The organism is Mesorhizobium sp. M1227 (genome assembly GCF_040318315.1).
Lineage (GTDB): Bacteria > Pseudomonadota > Alphaproteobacteria > Rhizobiales > Rhizobiaceae > Mesorhizobium.
Map to the genome: position 1 here is coordinate 14621 of NZ_JAMYLZ010000016.1, position 15970 is coordinate 30590.

Below are 15970 nucleotides of genomic sequence, written 5' to 3' on the forward strand. Positions count from 1 at the left end.
TCAGGCGGGCGAAGGAAGTGGGTTTGCGGACTTTCGCGCGTTGCGCGTTCATGTAGCATAGGAGGTCGAGGGCGCAAGGGGCAGACCCGATGGCTGTGCGAGGCCGTGGTGCGGGCGAGGGCGAGGACGTTGGCAGCGACGTCAGCGAACGCTTGCTGTTTGCCGCTCCCCCGCCTGTCCTGCCGGCACCGGCATTGCTACCTGCTCCGCGCTTCGATGCTCCGTCGCTGCCGGCCAGCGACCCAGCAACGGTTCTCGTGCCCGCGGGCGAGCCTATCGTACGCCTGCGCAGGCGTTTCCGCCTCCCGTCACCGTCCCGTATCCGCAACAGCGTAACCACAGCGGCCGGTCTGGAACTCGACCGCGGCATCGCCTTCCTGCTGGTGCCGGTGTTCCTCGCATGCGGGGTGGTCGTTTATTTCGGGCTGTCGGTGGAGCCGGCCTTTCCACAGCCGATCGCAATCGCGCTCCTCGCGACCCTTTGTGCCGTCGTCTCGCGGTCATGGCCCAGGACGCGCCTGTGCTTCATGGTGGCGCTGCTCTGCGCGCTTGGCGTACTTGCCGCCAAGTTCGAAACATGGCGTGTCGGAACGCATATGCTCGGCTCCGAAATCTCGACGCGGCTGACGGGTCGCGTCGTATCGTACGAGCCCATGGCGAGCGGCCGCATCAGGCTGACAATCGATGTGATCTCAACCGCCAGGCCGACACTGCGCTACATGCCGGAACGGGTCCGCGTTTCGGCGATGAAGATACCGGCTGAGCTGACCGCCGGTTCCGAGATCACCGGCTATGTGCGGCTGCTGCCGCCGACCGGCCCGGTGCGGCCCGACAGCTATGATTTCTCCTTCGACAGCTATTTCGCCGGTATCGGCGGCAGCGGCTTTTTTCTCGGCAATCCGAAAATCGTGTCGTCGGACAGCATGCCGCTTGCCGCGCAGCTTTCTTCCGCGATCGAAGACGCGCGTGAATCCATCGCCGACCATATCCGCAGCCGCATCGGCGGTGCCGAGGGCGAGATTGCTGCTGCGCTGATCGTCGGCGTGCGCGCCGGCATTCCCGAGGAGATCAACGAAGCGATGCGGCGCACCGGCATCTACCACATCATCTCCATCTCGGGGCTGCATATGGCGTTGGTCGCCGGCACCATCATGGCGCTGCTGCGGGGTGCCTTCGCGCTGTTTCCCGATTTCTCATCGCGACGGCCGGTCAAGAAATATGCCGCGGCCGCCGCGCTTTTTTCGATTGCGGCCTACCTCGTCTTTTCCGGCATTGTCGTGGCGGCCGAACGCAGCTTCATCATGCTGGCGGTGATGCTTATCGCCGTGCTGTTCGACCGGGCCGCGCTCACCATGCGCAACCTGGCGATCTCGGCCATCGCGGTCATCCTGGTGTCGCCGCACGAGGTGGTCGGTCCGAGTTTCCAGATGTCCTTCGCCGCGACGGCGGCCCTTGTCGGCGCCTATGCAGGCTGGTCCGATTACCGCGCCGGCAGGGCTACCACGCCGCCGCCGCGGCAGTCGCCGCTACGCTTTGCCACTCGAAAGGTCCTGCTGGGCATGTGCGGTCTGGCGATGACCTCGATCATTGCAGGGAGCGCCACGGCGCTTTTCGCCATATGGCATTTCCAGCGCGTGGCGCCGCTCAGCCTGTTCGCCAATCTGGCCATCATGCCCATCGTGTCACTGGTCGTCATGCCCTTCGCCGTTCTCAGCGCGCTGGCGATGCCGTTCGGTGCGGATGGCCCTTTTCTCTATGTCATGGGCAAGGGGCTGACGGCGATGATCGCCCTGTCCGGGTGGATCTCGGAGCGCTCGCCGATCGATGCGGTCGGGCTGATTTCGCTGAGATCCGTCCTTCTGGTGACGATCGCCCTCGTCATTGCCAGCATGGCGACGACGTGGTTGCGGCTGGCGGCACTTCCTTTTGCGCTCGCCGGCTTGCTGACGACAACGCAGACACGCATACCCGACGTATTGGTCTCGGAGGACGCACGGCTGGTCGCGCTGCCGATCGGCAGCGGTGAACTCGCGGTCAACCGGGCACGCCCGAATGAGTTCACCATCGACAACTGGAAACGCGCGCTCACATCAGAGGCTATCGTCGCGCCGGAAACACCTGGAAAGAACGACCCGCAATTCGACATTGCCGATCCGGCCGACCTACCGCCGGGCATGCCGTTCATTTGCACGGACGGCCTCTGCCTTGCCAGGCATCCATCCGGCGCGATCATCGCGCAAGCCAAGGACCGCGATACTGCGCGGCCAGCCTGCGCCTTTGCCAGCTTGATCGTCATCGACGACGCCACCGCCCATAACCCCTGCTACTACGACCGGCTGGTCCTCGTCGTCACCAAACGGCAACTGGCGCGCGCGGGAAGTGCCGCCGTCTATTTCGATCCACAAGCGGCAACACGCGCCGAGATCCGCTTCGCCGTCGAAAAATCATACCGGCCCTGGCACGTGCAGCGGAAATTTTCACGCGCGGCACGGGGCCTGCCGCCATACCGCCGGGCCGACAACCCCAAAGCCGGCGCCAAGGGCGGAGCTCAGTAGCGGCGGATCAGTCCGACGAGCTTGCCCTGCACCTTGACCCTGTCTGGTCCGAAGATGCGCGTCTCGTAGGCCGGATTGGCGGCTTCCAGGGCGATCGAGGCGCCCTTGCGGCGGAACCGCTTCAGCGTCGCTTCCTCCTCGTCGACCAGTGCCACCACGATCTCACCGGGGCTCGCCGTATCGGCATTGCGGATGATCACCGTGTCGCCGTCGAAAATGCCGGCCTCGATCATCGAATCGCCTTTGACCTCAAGCGCATAATGCTCGCCGCCCATGATCATATCCGGCGGCACCGAAATCGAATGCGTCTGGTGCTGGATGGCGTCGATCGGCACACCGGCAGCGATGCGGCCCATCACCGGGATCGAAACGGCGGCGACGACATCGTCGTCATTTCCGGCTGCGGGCACGCGCGACGATGTCGGCTTGCCTTGCCGAGGGGCGCCTTGCCCAAGACTGCCCTGGATGACACTCGGCGAGAACTTGCGTGCCGCATTGAGGCCGGGGGCGATCGAGTCAGGCAGGCGCAGCACCTCCAGCGCACGGGCCCGGTTGGGCAAACGGCGAATGAAGCCGCGCTCCTCCAGCGCCGTAATCAGCCGGTGGATTCCGGATTTGGAAGCCAGGTCGAGCGCTTCCTTCATCTCGTCGAAGGAAGGCGGGATACCGCTTTCCTTCAACCTTTCGTGGATGAACATAAGCAGTTCGTGTTGTTTGCGTGTCAGCATAGCGACCCCCAACAGAATCAGAAAAACAAACCCAGAACAAACACTATCTGTTCCAGTTGTGTTCCGCAACTGTTTAAAGTTTAATGAATGCGTTAAGGCTCGGGAAACAAACGACGTCCCCTACCGGCGTACCGCATTTTCATCGCCGCGAGCCTTATCGCCTTGATTCTGCTTCGTTTGCGCCCTTCTGGTCTCCTAGAAGGCGGCACTGGCATCGGCCGTCGGTTGGTAAAAGGCACGGAATTGAACCGTATCGACTGTGCGGTTTGGTCAATGCACCGTGAACGAAACGAACTCAAAACGCCAACCTCGGGTTAAGTCCCGGCTTCCACCGCCTGGTCAGGCTGCTTCTCGCCGGTGGAGCCTTGCTGCGCGCAACCAGGTAATGGAAGAACAGTCGATGCGTGTCCGACGTTGCGTTGGATCTTGGGGGAGCAGACAAATCATGACAGGAATTCCCGATCTCGTGGCCATAAAGGCGATGGATGCCGCGGATCCGCTGCGCGCGATGCGCGACCGCTTTGTGTTGCCGCAAGGAGTGATCTATCTCGACGGCAATTCGCTAGGAGCTGCTTCACGTGCCGCTTTCGATGAACTGCACAAGGCCGCGACCGAAGAATGGTCGTATGATCTCATCCGCGCATGGAACACCGCCGGCTGGTTCAACATGCCGCTTGAACTTGGCGACCAGCTCGGGCGCCTGATCGGTGCCGCGGCCGGCCAGACGGTGGTCTGCGACACGACATCGGTCAACATCTACAAGCTGCTGCACGCCGCCATGGCCATGCGACCGGAGCGGCAGGTCATCGTCGCCGAGGGCGATAGTTTTCCGACGGACCTCTACATGGCTGAGGGTGTGGTTTCGACGCGAAAAGATACGCTGCTGCGCCTCTCGGGGGTCGACGCGCCGACCATCGAAGAGCTGATCGACGAACGCACCGCCGTGGTGCTGGTCAACCACGTCAACTACAAGTCGGGCGAACTGCGCGACATGCCGACGCTGACGCGCAGGGCTCAGGAAGCCGGGGCGATGATCGTCTGGGATCTCTGCCACACCGCCGGCGCGATGCCAGTCGAGCTCGACAAGGCAAACGCCGATTTTGCCGTTGGCTGCACCTACAAATATCTGAATGGCGGCCCGGGCGCGCCTGCCTTCATCTATGCGGCTGAGCGGCATCTTTCCGACATCCAGCAGCCGCTCACCGGCTGGTGGGGCCATGCACGGCCCTTCGCCTTCGAGCCAGGCTATGCGGCCGGCACCGGCATCCGCCGATTTCTGTGCGGCACCCATCCGGTCCTGTCGATGCGCACGCTGAAGGGCGCGCTCGACATCTGGAACGATGTCGACATGACGGCGGTGCGCAAGAAGAGCATCGCGCTGGCGGATCTGTTCATCGAGCTTGTCGAGGCAAAGTGCGGCACTTACGGGCTCACGCTCGAAAGCACGCGCGATGGGGAAAAACGCGGCAGCCAGATTTCATTCATGCATGAGCATGGCTACCAGGTCATGCGCGCGCTGATCGAACGTGGCGTGATCGGCGATTTTCGCGCGCCATCGACCATGCGCTTCGGCTTCACCCCGCTCTATGTCGGCTATGCCGATGTCTGGCAGGCCGTCAAAGTGCTTGAGGACATCCTGCGCACCGGTGCGTGGAAGGATGCGCGCTTCGCCATCAAAGCAGCTGTCACTTGAGATTGATGCGAGAGCTGGAATCGTGAGGCTGGCGAGCGACGCGCCGCGCGATGCTCACGGCTACGTTGCAAGGCCATATGCCAGGGAGGGCGCAGGGTGTTCGAACGTCACATTGCCGATTGGGACAACGCCTATGCCAACGGCGCCAACATAGCCGGCAGCGATCGCTGGCCGGCGGCCTGGATCGAGCCCGCGCGGGTTTTCCGCGACGTGCTTTCGACCGAGGGCAGGGCGCGGCTGGACATGGCCTATGGCGACAACCCACGCAACCGGCTCGATCTTTTCCTGCCGGCCATCAAGCCCAAGGGACTCGTGGTGTTCGTTCATGGCGGCTACTGGATGGAATTCGACAAGAATTTCTGGTCGCATCTTGCCGCTGGCCCTGTTGATCGCGGCTATGCGGTGGCGATGCCGTCCTACACGCTCTGTCCGCAGATACGCATTGGCGGCATCGTCAAGGAAGTCGGCGCGGCGATCGGCAAGGCGGCGGCGATGGTTGCAGGGCCGCTGATGCTGACCGGGCACTCGGCCGGCGGCCATCTTGTTAGCCGGATGGTTACGGCGACGACGCCGCTGGCGACCGAAGTGGTCCGGCGCGTTCGTCATGTGGTGTCGATCTCGGGGGTGCACGATTTGCGCCCGATCATGCGCACCGGCATGAACGAGACGCTGGCGATCGATGAGGCCGAGGCGCAGGCCGAAAGTCCGGTGCTGCTGCGCCCGATGGACAAGGCCCGCCTGACCTGCTGGGCCGGCGGCGGCGAGCGCGCCGAATTCCTGCGTCAGAGCGCGTTGCTGGCCAACATCTGGATCGGCCTGGGTACCGCGACCAGCTCGGTGGTCGAGCCTGACCGGCATCATTTCAACATCATCGACGGTTTGGCCGATCCAGACCATCCGCTGACCCGGACCTTGATTTCGGAGTGAGGCAGGTTCAGCGTAGCATCAGTACGTCGCAGGGGGAGCCCGCCGCCGCGGCAGGCGCGAACGGCGCGCGAACGATCAGCCCGTCGGCATCGGCCAGCATTTTCAGCATCGAGGAGTCCTGGATGCCGAACGGCGTCGCCACGAGCGTACCGGCGTCATCTATGACAACAGCCCGCAGATAATCTTGCCTGAGATCGTTGGCCGGCATGGCGGCACCGAGCCGTGCCCGACGTATATCCTGCTGAAAGGCGCGGCCGCCGAGCCGCGCCAGCAGCGGCTTCAGGAAGAGCTGAGTGCAGACCAGGCTTGCCACCGGATTGCCGGGCAGGCCGATGCAGCGAATGTCTCCCAGCCGCCCGAACATCAGTGGCTTGCCCGGCCGCATGGCGATCTTCCAGAAATCGAGCGTCATGCCTTGCCCGGTCAGCACGTCATGGACGAAGTCGTGGTCACCGACCGAGGCACCGCCCAGCGTGACGATGACGTTCGCGCCAGCCTTCACGGCCTTTTCAACCAGCGCAGCGATCGCCTCCCTGCGGTCCGGCGCGATGCCAAGGTCGAGCGCGCGCGCACCGACCGACTGTGCGGCAGCGGCGACACCATAGGCGTTGGAGGAGATGATCTGGTCGGGGCCAAGATCGCTGCCCGGCGGCAGTAATTCGTCGCCGGTGGCGATGATGGCGACCAGCGGCCGTTTGACCACGCGCACCTCGGGGTGATTGGCCGATGCCGCCAGCGACAAGGCCGCCGGGTCGAGCAGGCGGCCTTTGGGCAGCAGGACATCGCCCTTGGCGAAATCGAGCCCGAGGCGGCGGATGTTGCGCCCCTGCACCGTCCGTTCCGTCACTTCGACGCTGCCGCCACCGAGATCGCGGACGTTCTCCTGGATGACGATAGTGTCGGCGCCTTCGGGAAGCGGCGCGCCGGTAAAGATGCGCACGGCCTGCCGCTGCTGCACCGTTCCGGCAAAGCCGCGTCCGGCCGGCGCCATGCCGACCACCGAAAGCCTTGCCGGTACGGACGCGATATCGGCCGCCCGCACGGCATAGCCGTCCATGGCGGAGGCGTTGAACGGCGGCTGGGTGCGGAGCGCCACAACCGGCTCCGCCAGCACGCGGTCGGCGGCATCCAGCAGTGCGACGCGTTCGCCCGGCAGCGCTGCTGCGCCGTCCAGCAGGCGCTCGAGCGCCTCGGCAACTGGGACCAGCACCATTATCGGCCTGCCTCGGTGGCCCCGTCTCCGGTGATCTTGTAGTCGCCGGATTTGCCGCCGGTCTTTTCAACCAGCCTTATGCCGGAGATGACCATGGCGCGGTCGACCGCCTTGGCCATGTCGTAGATGGTCAGGCAAGCGACCGAGACGGCACTCAGAGCCTCCATCTCAACGCCGGTCTTGCCGGTGACGCGGGTCAATGCTGTCACCTTCAGGCCGGGCAGCGCGGCGTCCGCCTCGATATCGACAGATATCCTGGTCAGCAGCAGCGGATGGCAAAGCGGGATCAGTTCATGCGTCTTCTTGGCCGCCATGATGCCGGCAATGCGCGCGGTGCCCAGCACGTCGCCCTTCTTGGCGTCGCCGGCGAGGATCATGTCCAGCGTCTCGGGCCGCATCGCGACAAAGCCTTCTGCGACTGCCGTGCGCACCGTCTCAGCCTTGTCGCCGACATCGACCATGTTGGCTTCGCCCTGCGCGCCAAGATGGGTGAGGGTGGCCGCCATCCTCAAACGGCCTCTGCCGGCGCCTTGCCCGTCAACAGCAGGCGCGTTGCCGCGGCCACGTCCTGCTGGCGCATCAGGCTCTCGCCGACCAGGAAAGTCGCAATTCCGCTCTGCTCCAGCCGGCGGCAATCGTCGTGCGAAAAGATACCGCTCTCGCTGACCAGATGGCGGTCGGCCGGCACCATCGCTGCCAGCCGCTCCGAGGTCTGCAGGCTGGTTTCGAAGGTCCGGAGATTGCGGTTGTTGATACCGATCAGTCGCGACGACAGCTGCAGCGCGCGTTCCATTTCAGCCTCGTCATGCACTTCGACCAGCGCGTCCATGCCGAGCCCGAACGCTGTCGCTTCGAGTTCTCTTGCCAACGCGTCGTCGACGCTGGCCATGATGATCAGGATGGCATCGGCGCCCCATGCCCTGGCCTCGTAGACCTGATAGGGGTCGAACAGGAAATCCTTGCGCAGGGCAGGCAGCTCGACGGCAGCGCGCGCAGTGGTGAGGAATTCGGGCGCGCCTTGGAAGGAGGGTGCGTCGGTCAGCACCGAAAGGCAGGCGGCACCGCCCTTCGCATAGGCCCTGGCCAGCGCCGGCGGATCGAAATCGGCGCGGATCAGGCCTTTGGATGGGCTAGCCTTCTTGATTTCGGCAATCAGCGCGAACCTGCCGGATTTGCGCTTTGCTTCAAGGGCGGAAAGAAAGCCGCGCGGCGCGTCGGCATCCGTCGCCCGTGCCTTGATCTCGGCCAATGACACGCGCGCCTTGGCCGCCGCGATCTCGTCGCGCTTGTAAGCCTCGATCTTGCGCAGGATGTCGGACATGGTTTTAACCGTTCGAAATCTCGATCAGCCTGTCGAGCACTTTCAGCGCGCGGCCGCTGTCGATGGCCTGCGCCGCCGTTACCATGCCGTCGGCGAGGGTCGTCGCTGTGCCGGCCACCACCAGCCCGGCGCCGGCATTCATCAGCACCGTATCGCGAAAGGCGCCGGCGGCGCCGCCCAGCATGTCGCGCAGTGCCTGGGCGTTGTGGGCGGCGTCGCCGCCGCGCAACTCGTCCTTGGTGTGCCGCTTCAGTCCGACGGCTTCCGGGGTCAGCGTAAAGCTGCGGATCTCGCCGCCGGCCAATTCGGCGACAAGTGTCTCGCCGGTGGTGGTGATCTCGTCATAGCCGTCGCCATGGACGATCCAGGCATGGTCGGCACCAAGTTCCTTCAACGTTTCTGCCACCGGCATGATCCATTCGGGCAGGAACACGCCGACCATCTGCCGTCTGACACTCGCCGGATTGGAAAGCGGGCCCAGCAGGTTGAAGATGGTGCGGGTTCCGAGCTCGACCCGGGTCGGGCCGACATGCTTCATCGCCGGGTGATGCGCCGGCGCGAACATGAAGCCAACGCCGGCCTCGTGGATGCAGCGGCCGATCGTCTCCGGAGGGATGTCGATCTTGACGCCCAATGCGATCAGCACATCGGCGGCGCCGGTCAGCGAGGACAGCCCGCGATTGCCGTGCTTGGCGACGGGCACGCCGCTGCCGGCGATGACGAAAGCGGATGCGGTCGAAATGTTGACGCTGTGCGAATTGTCGCCGCCGGTGCCGACAATGTCGATGGCACCCTCGGGAGCTTCGACACGCAGCATCTTGGCGCGCATGGTGGCGACGGCGCCGGCGATCTCGCTGACGGTCTCACCGCGCACGCGCAATGCCATCAGGAAGCCGCCGATCTGGCCGGGGGTAGCATCGCCGGACATGATGATGTCAAAGGCCTCGCGCGCCTCCTCGAAGGAAAGAGCGCTGCCGGCGGCGACCTTGGCGATGTGGATCTTCAGCGCGCTCATCTGGCCAGGGCTTGGGTTACGGCCGCCTGATCGATGCGGACGTCATATTGCGTCTGCAACTGCGCCACCAACTGGTCGAGCAGGTCGTCGGACATGCCGGAGGTGAAGGACTTCTGTGCGTCCTGGGGCACTGAGCTGGCATCGGCCCCGGCAGGCTCGAACACCTCGGCAACCTTGAACAGGATCTGTCCGTCGCCCGTAGGTGAGGGGATCAACCCGGTGCCGCCTTCGCCGACGCCGAACATCGCGGCGGCGCCTTCCTTGCCGAAATCGACGTCGTCCGCATCGCGCTTGACGCCGCGCTTGGTCTGCTTTTCGAGCTTGAGCTCACCGGCGATCACCTCGAGCGTGACGCCAGCCTTGAGACGCTTCTCGAGCTCCTGTGCTTTTGCGGTGAGCCGTTTGGTGGTCTCCGCCGCGGTCCAGTCGGCCACGACCTTCTGGCGGACTTCGTCCAATGTGCGGTCGCGGGCAGGCGTGATCGCGCTCACGTCGTAGAAGACGAAGCCGTTATCGGCGGTGGTGAGGCCTTCATTGTCGGTTCCGGGTTCGGATTCGAACACCGCCTTGATGAGTGCCGGCGATTCCGGCAGGTCTTTGACGATACTTCCATCCGGCCGTTGGCCGGTGCGGTCGATGGCATCGATGGTGACGACCTTCAGCTTCAATTTGGCGGCTGCCTCGGCGAGCGAACTGCCCGAGGCGCGCGTATCCTCGTAATTGTCGTGCACGTCCAGCAAGATGCGGCTTGCCTCGCCCAGTGCCAGGTCCTTGCGGATCTGCTCGGACACTTCGGCCAGCGGCTTCACCACTTCGGGCTTGATCTCGGTGACGCGCAGCAGAACGGGACCAAAGGCGCCCTGTACGACCGGGCTGACCTCATTGACGTTCAGTTTGAAGGCAGCATCGGCGACCGCCTTGTCGGCGATCTTGTCCTTGGCCAGCGTGCCGAGCAGCGTGTCTGCCGGCGTCTTGCCTTCGGCAGCGACGATCTTGTCGAAGGTCGCGCCGGTCCTGAGCGAATCGAGCGTCGCCTTTGCGGCATCAGGTGTCTTGAACACAAGCTGCTCGATGGTGCGCATCTCCGGCGTGGTGTAGCGCGCCTTGTTCTTATTGTAGTCGTCGCTGACCTGTTGGTCGGTCACCGCGCTCAAATCCATGATGTCCTCCGGTTCGAGCCTGACATAGGAGAACTTACGGTATTCGGGAGCGGCGTAGGTTTTCTTGTTTTCCTCGAAATAGGCCGAAAGCGCGCTGTCGGACGGCGCTTCTATCGGTTCGACCAGCGATTTCGGCAAGGTCAGGTAGTCGATGGTGCGATCTTCGCCGCGATAGAGCGCGACCGCCTTGAAGAATGTATCCGGGGCCTTGAGGCCGTCCGAAACCGCCTCGACGATCTGCTGGCGGACCGCGACCTGGGCGCGGTTCTTCAAATAGTCTTCCGGCCGCATGCCGACCTGCCGAAGCAGGTACTCGAAGGTTCTCCTGTCGAAGGTTCCGGCAGGCCCTTTGAACGCCGGGTCTTCACGCGTCAGTTCGGCGAGCCGGTCCTTGGACAGGCCGAGGCCGAGCTTGCGGGCCTGCTCGTCGAGGACGGCACCCGACACGAGTTGCGCCAGCACCTGGTTGTCGATGCCGAGCGCCGTCGCTTGCTCACGGCTGATGCGCTGGCCGAATTGCTGCGACATGACGCTGAGCTGGCGATCGTAGGCGAGGCGGTATTCGTTGATCGAGACCTTGGTGCCTCCGGCCGTAATCACGGCGTCATGGCCGGCAAGACCGCCCATCAGCCGCCCCGAGATGCCCCAGATGGCGAAGCTCAACACCAACAATGACAGCAGCAGTTTCGCGACCCAGGTCCCCGCCGCGCTTCTCAACATACCAAGCATGAGTACTTCCGATTTTTGCGCATTTCGCATGCGCCGAGTCTGAAACAAGCGCAATAGCGCCCTTCCTGCCCACTGTCGATTGCTTTGTGGCCTGATTTTGATAGTGAGGGCCAGCTGGAAATTGCCCGGAGAAACAAATCCCATGACCACTGGAATCCGCCCGCTCGTCGCAGGCAATTGGAAAATGAACGGCACCAGCGCCTCGCTCAACGAGCTCAGGATGATCGGCAACGGCTTCATGAGTGGGCTAGACGCCGAGACCGAAGCGGTGGTCTGCGTGCCGGCGACCTTGCTTGCGCACGCCGCCGAGATTCTGTCGCGCACGCCGGTGCGGGCCGGCGGAGAGGATTGCCACACCGAGGAAAGCGGCGCCTATACCGGCTGCATTTCGGCCGAGATGCTGAAGGATGCAGGTGCCAGCCATGTCATCGTCGGCCATTCCGAATGCCGCGCCGATCGCAAGGAGGACGATGCCTTGGTCCAGGCTAAGGCCTCCGCCGCATGGCGCGCCGGGCTGGTGGCCATCATCTGCATTGGTGAGACAAGAGCCGAACGAGAAGCAGGAGCCACGCTCGACGTGCTGTCGCGCCAGGTCGCTGGCTCGGTCCCGCCAAACGCCACGGCTTCCAACACCGTCATTGCCTATGAGCCAATATGGGCGATTGGGACCGGCTTGACCCCGACCGCCGCCGACGTCGCCGAGGCACATGCGCATATCCGCGAAGAACTGGCACGGAAGCTCGGCAATACGGCGGCCAAGATGCGCATTCTCTACGGCGGCTCGGTCAAGCCGTCCAACGCCATCGAGTTGCTCGGCGTCAGGAATGTCGATGGCGCGCTGGTCGGCGGCGCCAGCCTAAAGGCGGCGGACTTCCTCGGCATCGCGGAAGCCTATCGAAACATCGCTTGATACAAGGGCTGGTTGCTGCATTTGAGCGGACGGCCGACGTCGAAATCGTTGCAAAGGACGCATTGCTTCCCATATTCCGGCCACGGGCTTGGAAATGCCGTCAAAGCATTGTATTGAGCCGCCTCCAAATCAGCGGCCGCACAAGGCCTTGCCAGGGTAAATTATGGAAACCGTACTGATCGTCGTCCACCTCATGGTCGTGCTCGCGCTTGTCGGCGTGGTGCTGCTGCAGCGCTCCGAAGGCGGCGGCCTCGGCATCGGCGGCGGATCGGGCTTCATGACCGCGCGTGGCGCCGCCAATGCGCTGACGCGGGCGACGGCGATCCTGGCTGCCGCTTTCTTCGTCACCTCGCTGACACTGTCGATCGTTGCGCGCTATGGCGAGAAGCCGATCGACATTCTCGATCGCGTGCCGGCGACCTCGGACGGAGCAGGCAAGGGCGTACTCAACCAATTGCCTGGAACCACGACGCCGACGCCGCCTTCAGGCACCACGGCGCCGACCCCGCCGTCCGGCAATGGCGCGGCAACGACGCCGCCGGCAACCGCTCCGGCGACGCCGCCAGCGACAAACGGCGCCGCCGCGCCGGCCACGCCGCAGGTCCCCAACCAGTAATAGGGCAACTTATGCCGCGATCTGTTGTCGTTTGAACACAGTCGCGGCAAATGCCGCACGATCATGAAGATTCGACTGCGCCTCACGCTTGAGGCGCTTCCGGCTAATCGATTATACGTTGCACGCGGCATTCTCGGCGTCCTTGGGGGGCGCCGGGCGACGCCGTGGGCAACAAGCATTGAACGATCGGATCTTCCCCATGCAGCTTCGCAGCTTCATTTTTGCCGGCCTTTGTGCCGTGCTCAGCCTAGGTGCGCCCGCTTTCGCGGCCATGCCGACGGCAAACTCGGCCCACAAAGCCGCAACAACAACCGACGTCGTCAAGGTCGCTGCCAAAAGCGATGCAGCGCAATTGAAGCTTCTCAAGAAGAAGAAAGATCCGACGCCGGACGACCTTGCGCAGATCCGCAAGATCGAAGCCAAGATCGCAGCCGACAAGGACGCCGCTCGCGCCAAGGCACTCGAAGCCAGGAAGCTGGCGATGCGCGAGGCGGCGAAAGCCAAAGCCGATGCGGAACGCCAGGCGTTCCTTGCCAAGAAGAGCCAGCCGCTCGCAACGGCCAAGGTGGCTGACGCCACGCCGGCCAAGAAGAAGACCGTCAACATCATCGAACCGATTACGCCCATTGCGCCGATCCAGTCGGCCGAGCCGATCCCGGCCGAGGCCATGAACGTTGCGCTGACCGGCAACAATGGCGAGTTGCGCAGCGAACCGGTCGGGCAGAAGCCGCAGAGCGTCGGGCTGTTCGCGGGACTGTTCGGCGGCACATCCTCTTCGTCGATGTCGCTGCTTCCGGAAACACGCGCGCTCGACGCCGCGCTCGAAAGGAAGCAGGCCAAGCGGCAGTTCAAGGTCAAGCCGGAATTCGTGCCGCAGGAGGTCGAATTCACCGGCTACAACCCCGGCACCATCGTCATCGATACCAGCGCCCGTCGTCTCTACCTCGTCGAATCATCGTCAACCGCCCGCCGTTATGCCATCGCGGTCGGCCGGGAAGGCCTGCAGTTCAAGGGTACGGTTGCCGTCGGCGACAAGCAGGAATGGCCGCGCTGGATTCCGACGCTGGATATGCAAAAGCGCGAACCCAAGCACTATGGCCAGTACAAGGACGGCATGCCCGGCGGCGGCGACAATCCGCTCGGTGCACGCGCCATCTATCTTTACGACGGCAAGAAAGATACCCACCTGCGCATTCACGGCACCATCGCGCCGCAGTCAATCGGAACCAGCGCCTCCAATGGCTGCTTCCGTATGATCAACGAGCACATCATGGACCTTTACCGCCGGGTGAAAGTAGGCACCAAAGTCGTCATCATCTGACGCTTTGACAGATCGTGCCAAAAGGGCCGGCCTCGCCGGCCCTTTTGTTTTGATACGCCAACGACCAGAGCGCCTTCTTGGGAAAAAGCCTTCGCGGCGGTTTTTTCTCTGGCGGAATCAATTCGGCCGCGTTAAGCGATGACTCCCATGGCGCGATATGTATTCATCACAGGCGGCGTGGTTTCCTCACTTGGAAAAGGCATTGCTGCAGCGGCCCTTGGGGCTCTCTTGCAGGCGCGGGGCTATCGCGCACGCATCAAAAAGCTCGATCCCTATCTCAATGTCGATCCCGGCACGATGTCGCCCTATCAGCACGGCGAAGTCTTCGTGACCGATGACGGGGCCGAGACCGATCTCGATCTTGGCCATTATGAGCGCTTCACCGGCCGCTCGGCCAACCAGCAGGACAACATCACCACCGGCCGCATCTATAAGAACATCATCGAGCGCGAGCGGCGCGGCGACTATCTCGGCGCTACCGTGCAGGTCATTCCGCACGTCACCGACGAGATCAAGAATTTCGTCCTCAACGGCAATGACGACTACGATTTCGTGCTGTGCGAGATCGGCGGCACCGTCGGCGACATCGAAGCGATGCCGTTCCTGGAGGCGATCCGCCAACTCGGCAACGACCTGCCGCGCAACAACGCCGTCTACGTCCACCTGACCTTGATGCCTTACATTCCGACGGCAGGCGAACTGAAGACCAAGCCGACGCAGCATTCGGTCAAGGAGTTGCGCGGCATCGGCATTGCACCCGACATACTGCTGGTCCGCGCCGACCGGCCGATCCCCAAGGAAGAGCGCAGAAAGCTGTCGCTGTTCTGCAATGTCCGCGAAAGCGCCGTCATCCAGGCGCTCGACGTCCCGCATATCTACGACGTGCCGATGGCCTATCACAATGAAGGGCTGGATTCGGAAGTGCTGGCGGCCTTCGGCATCGATCCGGCGCCGAAGCCGCGCATGGAACGGTGGCAAGCGGTGTCCAACCGCATCCACAATCCGGAAGGCGAAGTGACCATTGCCGTCGTCGGCAAATATACCGGCCTCAAGGACGCCTACAAATCGCTGATCGAGGCGCTGTCGCATGGCGGCCTCGCCAACCGGGTCAAGGTCAAGCTCGACTGGATCGAAAGCGAGATATTCGAGAAGGAAGACCCGGCGCCGTGGCTGGAGAAGGTCCATGGCATTCTCGTCCCCGGCGGTTTTGGCGAGCGCGGCTCGGAGGGCAAGATCCTGGCGGCGAAGTTCGCGCGCGAGCGCAAGGTGCCGTATTTCGGCATCTGCTTCGGCATGCAGATGGCTTGCATCGAGGCGGCGCGTTCGCTGGCCGGCGTCGAGCACGCATCATCGACCGAGTTCGGTCCAACCGAGGAGCCGGTTGTCGGCTTGATGACCGAATGGCTGAAGGGCAACATGCTGGAAAAGCGCAGGGAAACCGGCGACCTTGGTGGTACCATGCGGCTCGGTGCCTACCAGGCCGACCTTGCCAAGGGATCGAAGATCGCCGAGATCTATGGCGATACGCAGATTTCCGAACGCCATCGCCACCGCTACGAGGTCAATGTCGACTACAAGGAGCGGCTCGAGGATTGCGGCCTGGTGTTTGCCGGCATGTCGCCGGACGGCGTGCTGCCGGAAACGGTCGAATATCCCGACCACCCCTGGTTCATCGGCGTGCAGTACCATCCCGAGTTGAAAAGCCGGCCGCTCGATCCGCACCCGCTGTTTGCCAGCTTCATCGAGGCGGCGGTAGAGCAGTCGCGGCTGGTCTAACTAGCC

The 15970-nt window shown here is 63.6% G+C and carries 13 protein-coding genes; 7 read left to right on the forward strand and 6 right to left on the reverse strand.

What is annotated here, in order from left to right; genetic code table 11:
* Positions 1 to 89: 89 nt before the first annotated feature.
* Positions 90 to 2555 carry a ComEC/Rec2 family competence protein gene (locus NKH28_RS19195; RefSeq protein WP_352474271.1) on the forward strand — a complete coding sequence of 822 codons (2466 nt, stop codon included), beginning with the start codon at positions 90 to 92 and terminating at the stop codon, positions 2553 to 2555.
* Here the strand turns inward: NKH28_RS19195 and lexA are convergent.
* Positions 2549 to 3283 carry a transcriptional repressor LexA gene (gene lexA / locus NKH28_RS19200; RefSeq protein WP_023674949.1) on the reverse strand — a complete coding sequence of 245 codons (735 nt, stop codon included), beginning with the start codon at positions 3281 to 3283 and terminating at the stop codon, positions 2549 to 2551. The two genes, NKH28_RS19195 and lexA, sit on opposite strands and share 7 nt — an antisense overlap.
* Before the next feature lie 445 nt (positions 3284 to 3728).
* On the opposite strand from lexA, the gene kynU reads away from it, so the two are divergent.
* Together kynU and NKH28_RS19210 are read left to right on the forward strand one after the other, a co-directional pair.
* Positions 3729 to 4976: a kynureninase gene (kynU, locus tag NKH28_RS19205; protein WP_352980044.1), complete on the forward strand. Its 1248-nt coding sequence runs from the start codon at positions 3729 to 3731 to the stop codon at positions 4974 to 4976.
* A 96-nt stretch (positions 4977 to 5072) separates the two neighbouring features.
* On the forward strand, positions 5073 to 5903 hold the full coding sequence (locus tag NKH28_RS19210) for a hormone-sensitive lipase (RefSeq protein WP_352872420.1): 831 nt from the start codon (positions 5073 to 5075) through the stop codon (positions 5901 to 5903).
* 7 nt (positions 5904 to 5910) lie between these two features.
* Here the strand turns inward: NKH28_RS19210 and NKH28_RS19215 are convergent, their stop codons facing one another.
* From NKH28_RS19215 to NKH28_RS19235, 5 genes are read right to left on the reverse strand one after another with little or no spacing between them, the layout of a single operon-like run.
* Positions 5911 to 7116, reverse strand: a complete 1206-nt coding sequence (locus NKH28_RS19215) for a molybdopterin molybdotransferase MoeA (protein WP_352980046.1) — start codon at positions 7114 to 7116, stop codon at positions 5911 to 5913.
* Positions 7116 to 7622 carry a cyclic pyranopterin monophosphate synthase MoaC gene (gene moaC / locus NKH28_RS19220; RefSeq protein ID WP_352681152.1) on the reverse strand — a complete coding sequence of 169 codons (507 nt, stop codon included), beginning with the start codon at positions 7620 to 7622 and terminating at the stop codon, positions 7116 to 7118. Before moaC ends, NKH28_RS19215 begins: the two co-directional genes overlap by 1 nt.
* A 2-nt stretch (positions 7623 to 7624) precedes the next feature.
* A complete protein-coding gene (gene trpC, locus NKH28_RS19225; RefSeq protein ID WP_352980048.1) occupies positions 7625 to 8437 on the reverse strand; it encodes an indole-3-glycerol phosphate synthase TrpC in 813 nt (270 codons plus the stop codon).
* A 4-nt stretch (positions 8438 to 8441) separates the two neighbouring features.
* Complete coding sequence (gene trpD, locus NKH28_RS19230) at positions 8442 to 9452, reverse strand: anthranilate phosphoribosyltransferase (protein ID WP_352474265.1); 1011 nt, start codon at positions 9450 to 9452, stop codon at positions 8442 to 8444.
* Positions 9449 to 11341: a SurA N-terminal domain-containing protein gene (locus tag NKH28_RS19235; RefSeq protein ID WP_352772201.1), complete on the reverse strand. Its 1893-nt coding sequence runs from the start codon at positions 11339 to 11341 to the stop codon at positions 9449 to 9451. The genes trpD and NKH28_RS19235 overlap by 4 nt, the downstream gene beginning before the upstream one ends.
* A gap of 142 nt (positions 11342 to 11483) precedes the next feature.
* Here NKH28_RS19235 and tpiA point away from each other — a divergent pair, with 142 nt between their 5' ends.
* From tpiA to pyrG, 4 genes are all read left to right on the forward strand, one after another.
* Positions 11484 to 12251, forward strand: coding sequence for a triose-phosphate isomerase (gene tpiA / locus NKH28_RS19240; protein WP_352613710.1), 768 nt, complete (start codon positions 11484 to 11486; stop codon positions 12249 to 12251).
* 163 nt (positions 12252 to 12414) lie between these two features.
* Entirely contained in the window at positions 12415 to 12867 is a 453-nt protein-coding gene (gene secG / locus NKH28_RS19245; RefSeq protein ID WP_352540554.1) for a preprotein translocase subunit SecG, read from the forward strand.
* Positions 12868 to 13066: 199 nt separating this feature from the next.
* Complete coding sequence (locus NKH28_RS19250; protein WP_352980050.1) at positions 13067 to 14188, forward strand: L,D-transpeptidase; 1122 nt, start codon at positions 13067 to 13069, stop codon at positions 14186 to 14188.
* A 147-nt stretch (positions 14189 to 14335) separates the two neighbouring features.
* Complete coding sequence (gene pyrG, locus NKH28_RS19255) at positions 14336 to 15964, forward strand: CTP synthase (RefSeq protein ID WP_352448839.1); 1629 nt, start codon at positions 14336 to 14338, stop codon at positions 15962 to 15964.
* Positions 15965 to 15970: the final 6 nt, after the last annotated feature.

Excerpts from the sequence above, each read along its gene's own strand:
- trpC (WP_352980048.1), bottom strand. The coding sequence starts at position 8,437 with ATGTCCGACATCCTGCGCAAGATCGAGGCTTACAAGCGCGACGAGATC.
- NKH28_RS19250 (WP_352980050.1), top strand. The coding sequence starts at position 13,067 with ATGCAGCTTCGCAGCTTCATTTTTGCCGGCCTTTGTGCCGTGCTCAGC.
- kynU (WP_352980044.1), top strand. The coding sequence starts at position 3,729 with ATGACAGGAATTCCCGATCTCGTGGCCATAAAGGCGATGGATGCCGCG.
- NKH28_RS19195 (WP_352474271.1), top strand. The coding sequence starts at position 90 with ATGGCTGTGCGAGGCCGTGGTGCGGGCGAGGGCGAGGACGTTGGCAGC.
- lexA (WP_023674949.1), bottom strand. The coding sequence starts at position 3,283 with ATGCTGACACGCAAACAACACGAACTGCTTATGTTCATCCACGAAAGG.
- moaC (WP_352681152.1), bottom strand. The coding sequence starts at position 7,622 with ATGGCGGCCACCCTCACCCATCTTGGCGCGCAGGGCGAAGCCAACATG.
- NKH28_RS19215 (WP_352980046.1), bottom strand. The coding sequence starts at position 7,116 with ATGGTGCTGGTCCCAGTTGCCGAGGCGCTCGAGCGCCTGCTGGACGGC.
- tpiA (WP_352613710.1), top strand. The coding sequence starts at position 11,484 with ATGACCACTGGAATCCGCCCGCTCGTCGCAGGCAATTGGAAAATGAAC.
- NKH28_RS19235 (WP_352772201.1), bottom strand. The coding sequence starts at position 11,341 with ATGCTTGGTATGTTGAGAAGCGCGGCGGGGACCTGGGTCGCGAAACTG.
- pyrG (WP_352448839.1), top strand. The coding sequence starts at position 14,336 with ATGGCGCGATATGTATTCATCACAGGCGGCGTGGTTTCCTCACTTGGA.
- trpD (WP_352474265.1), bottom strand. The coding sequence starts at position 9,452 with ATGAGCGCGCTGAAGATCCACATCGCCAAGGTCGCCGCCGGCAGCGCT.
- secG (WP_352540554.1), top strand. The coding sequence starts at position 12,415 with ATGGAAACCGTACTGATCGTCGTCCACCTCATGGTCGTGCTCGCGCTT.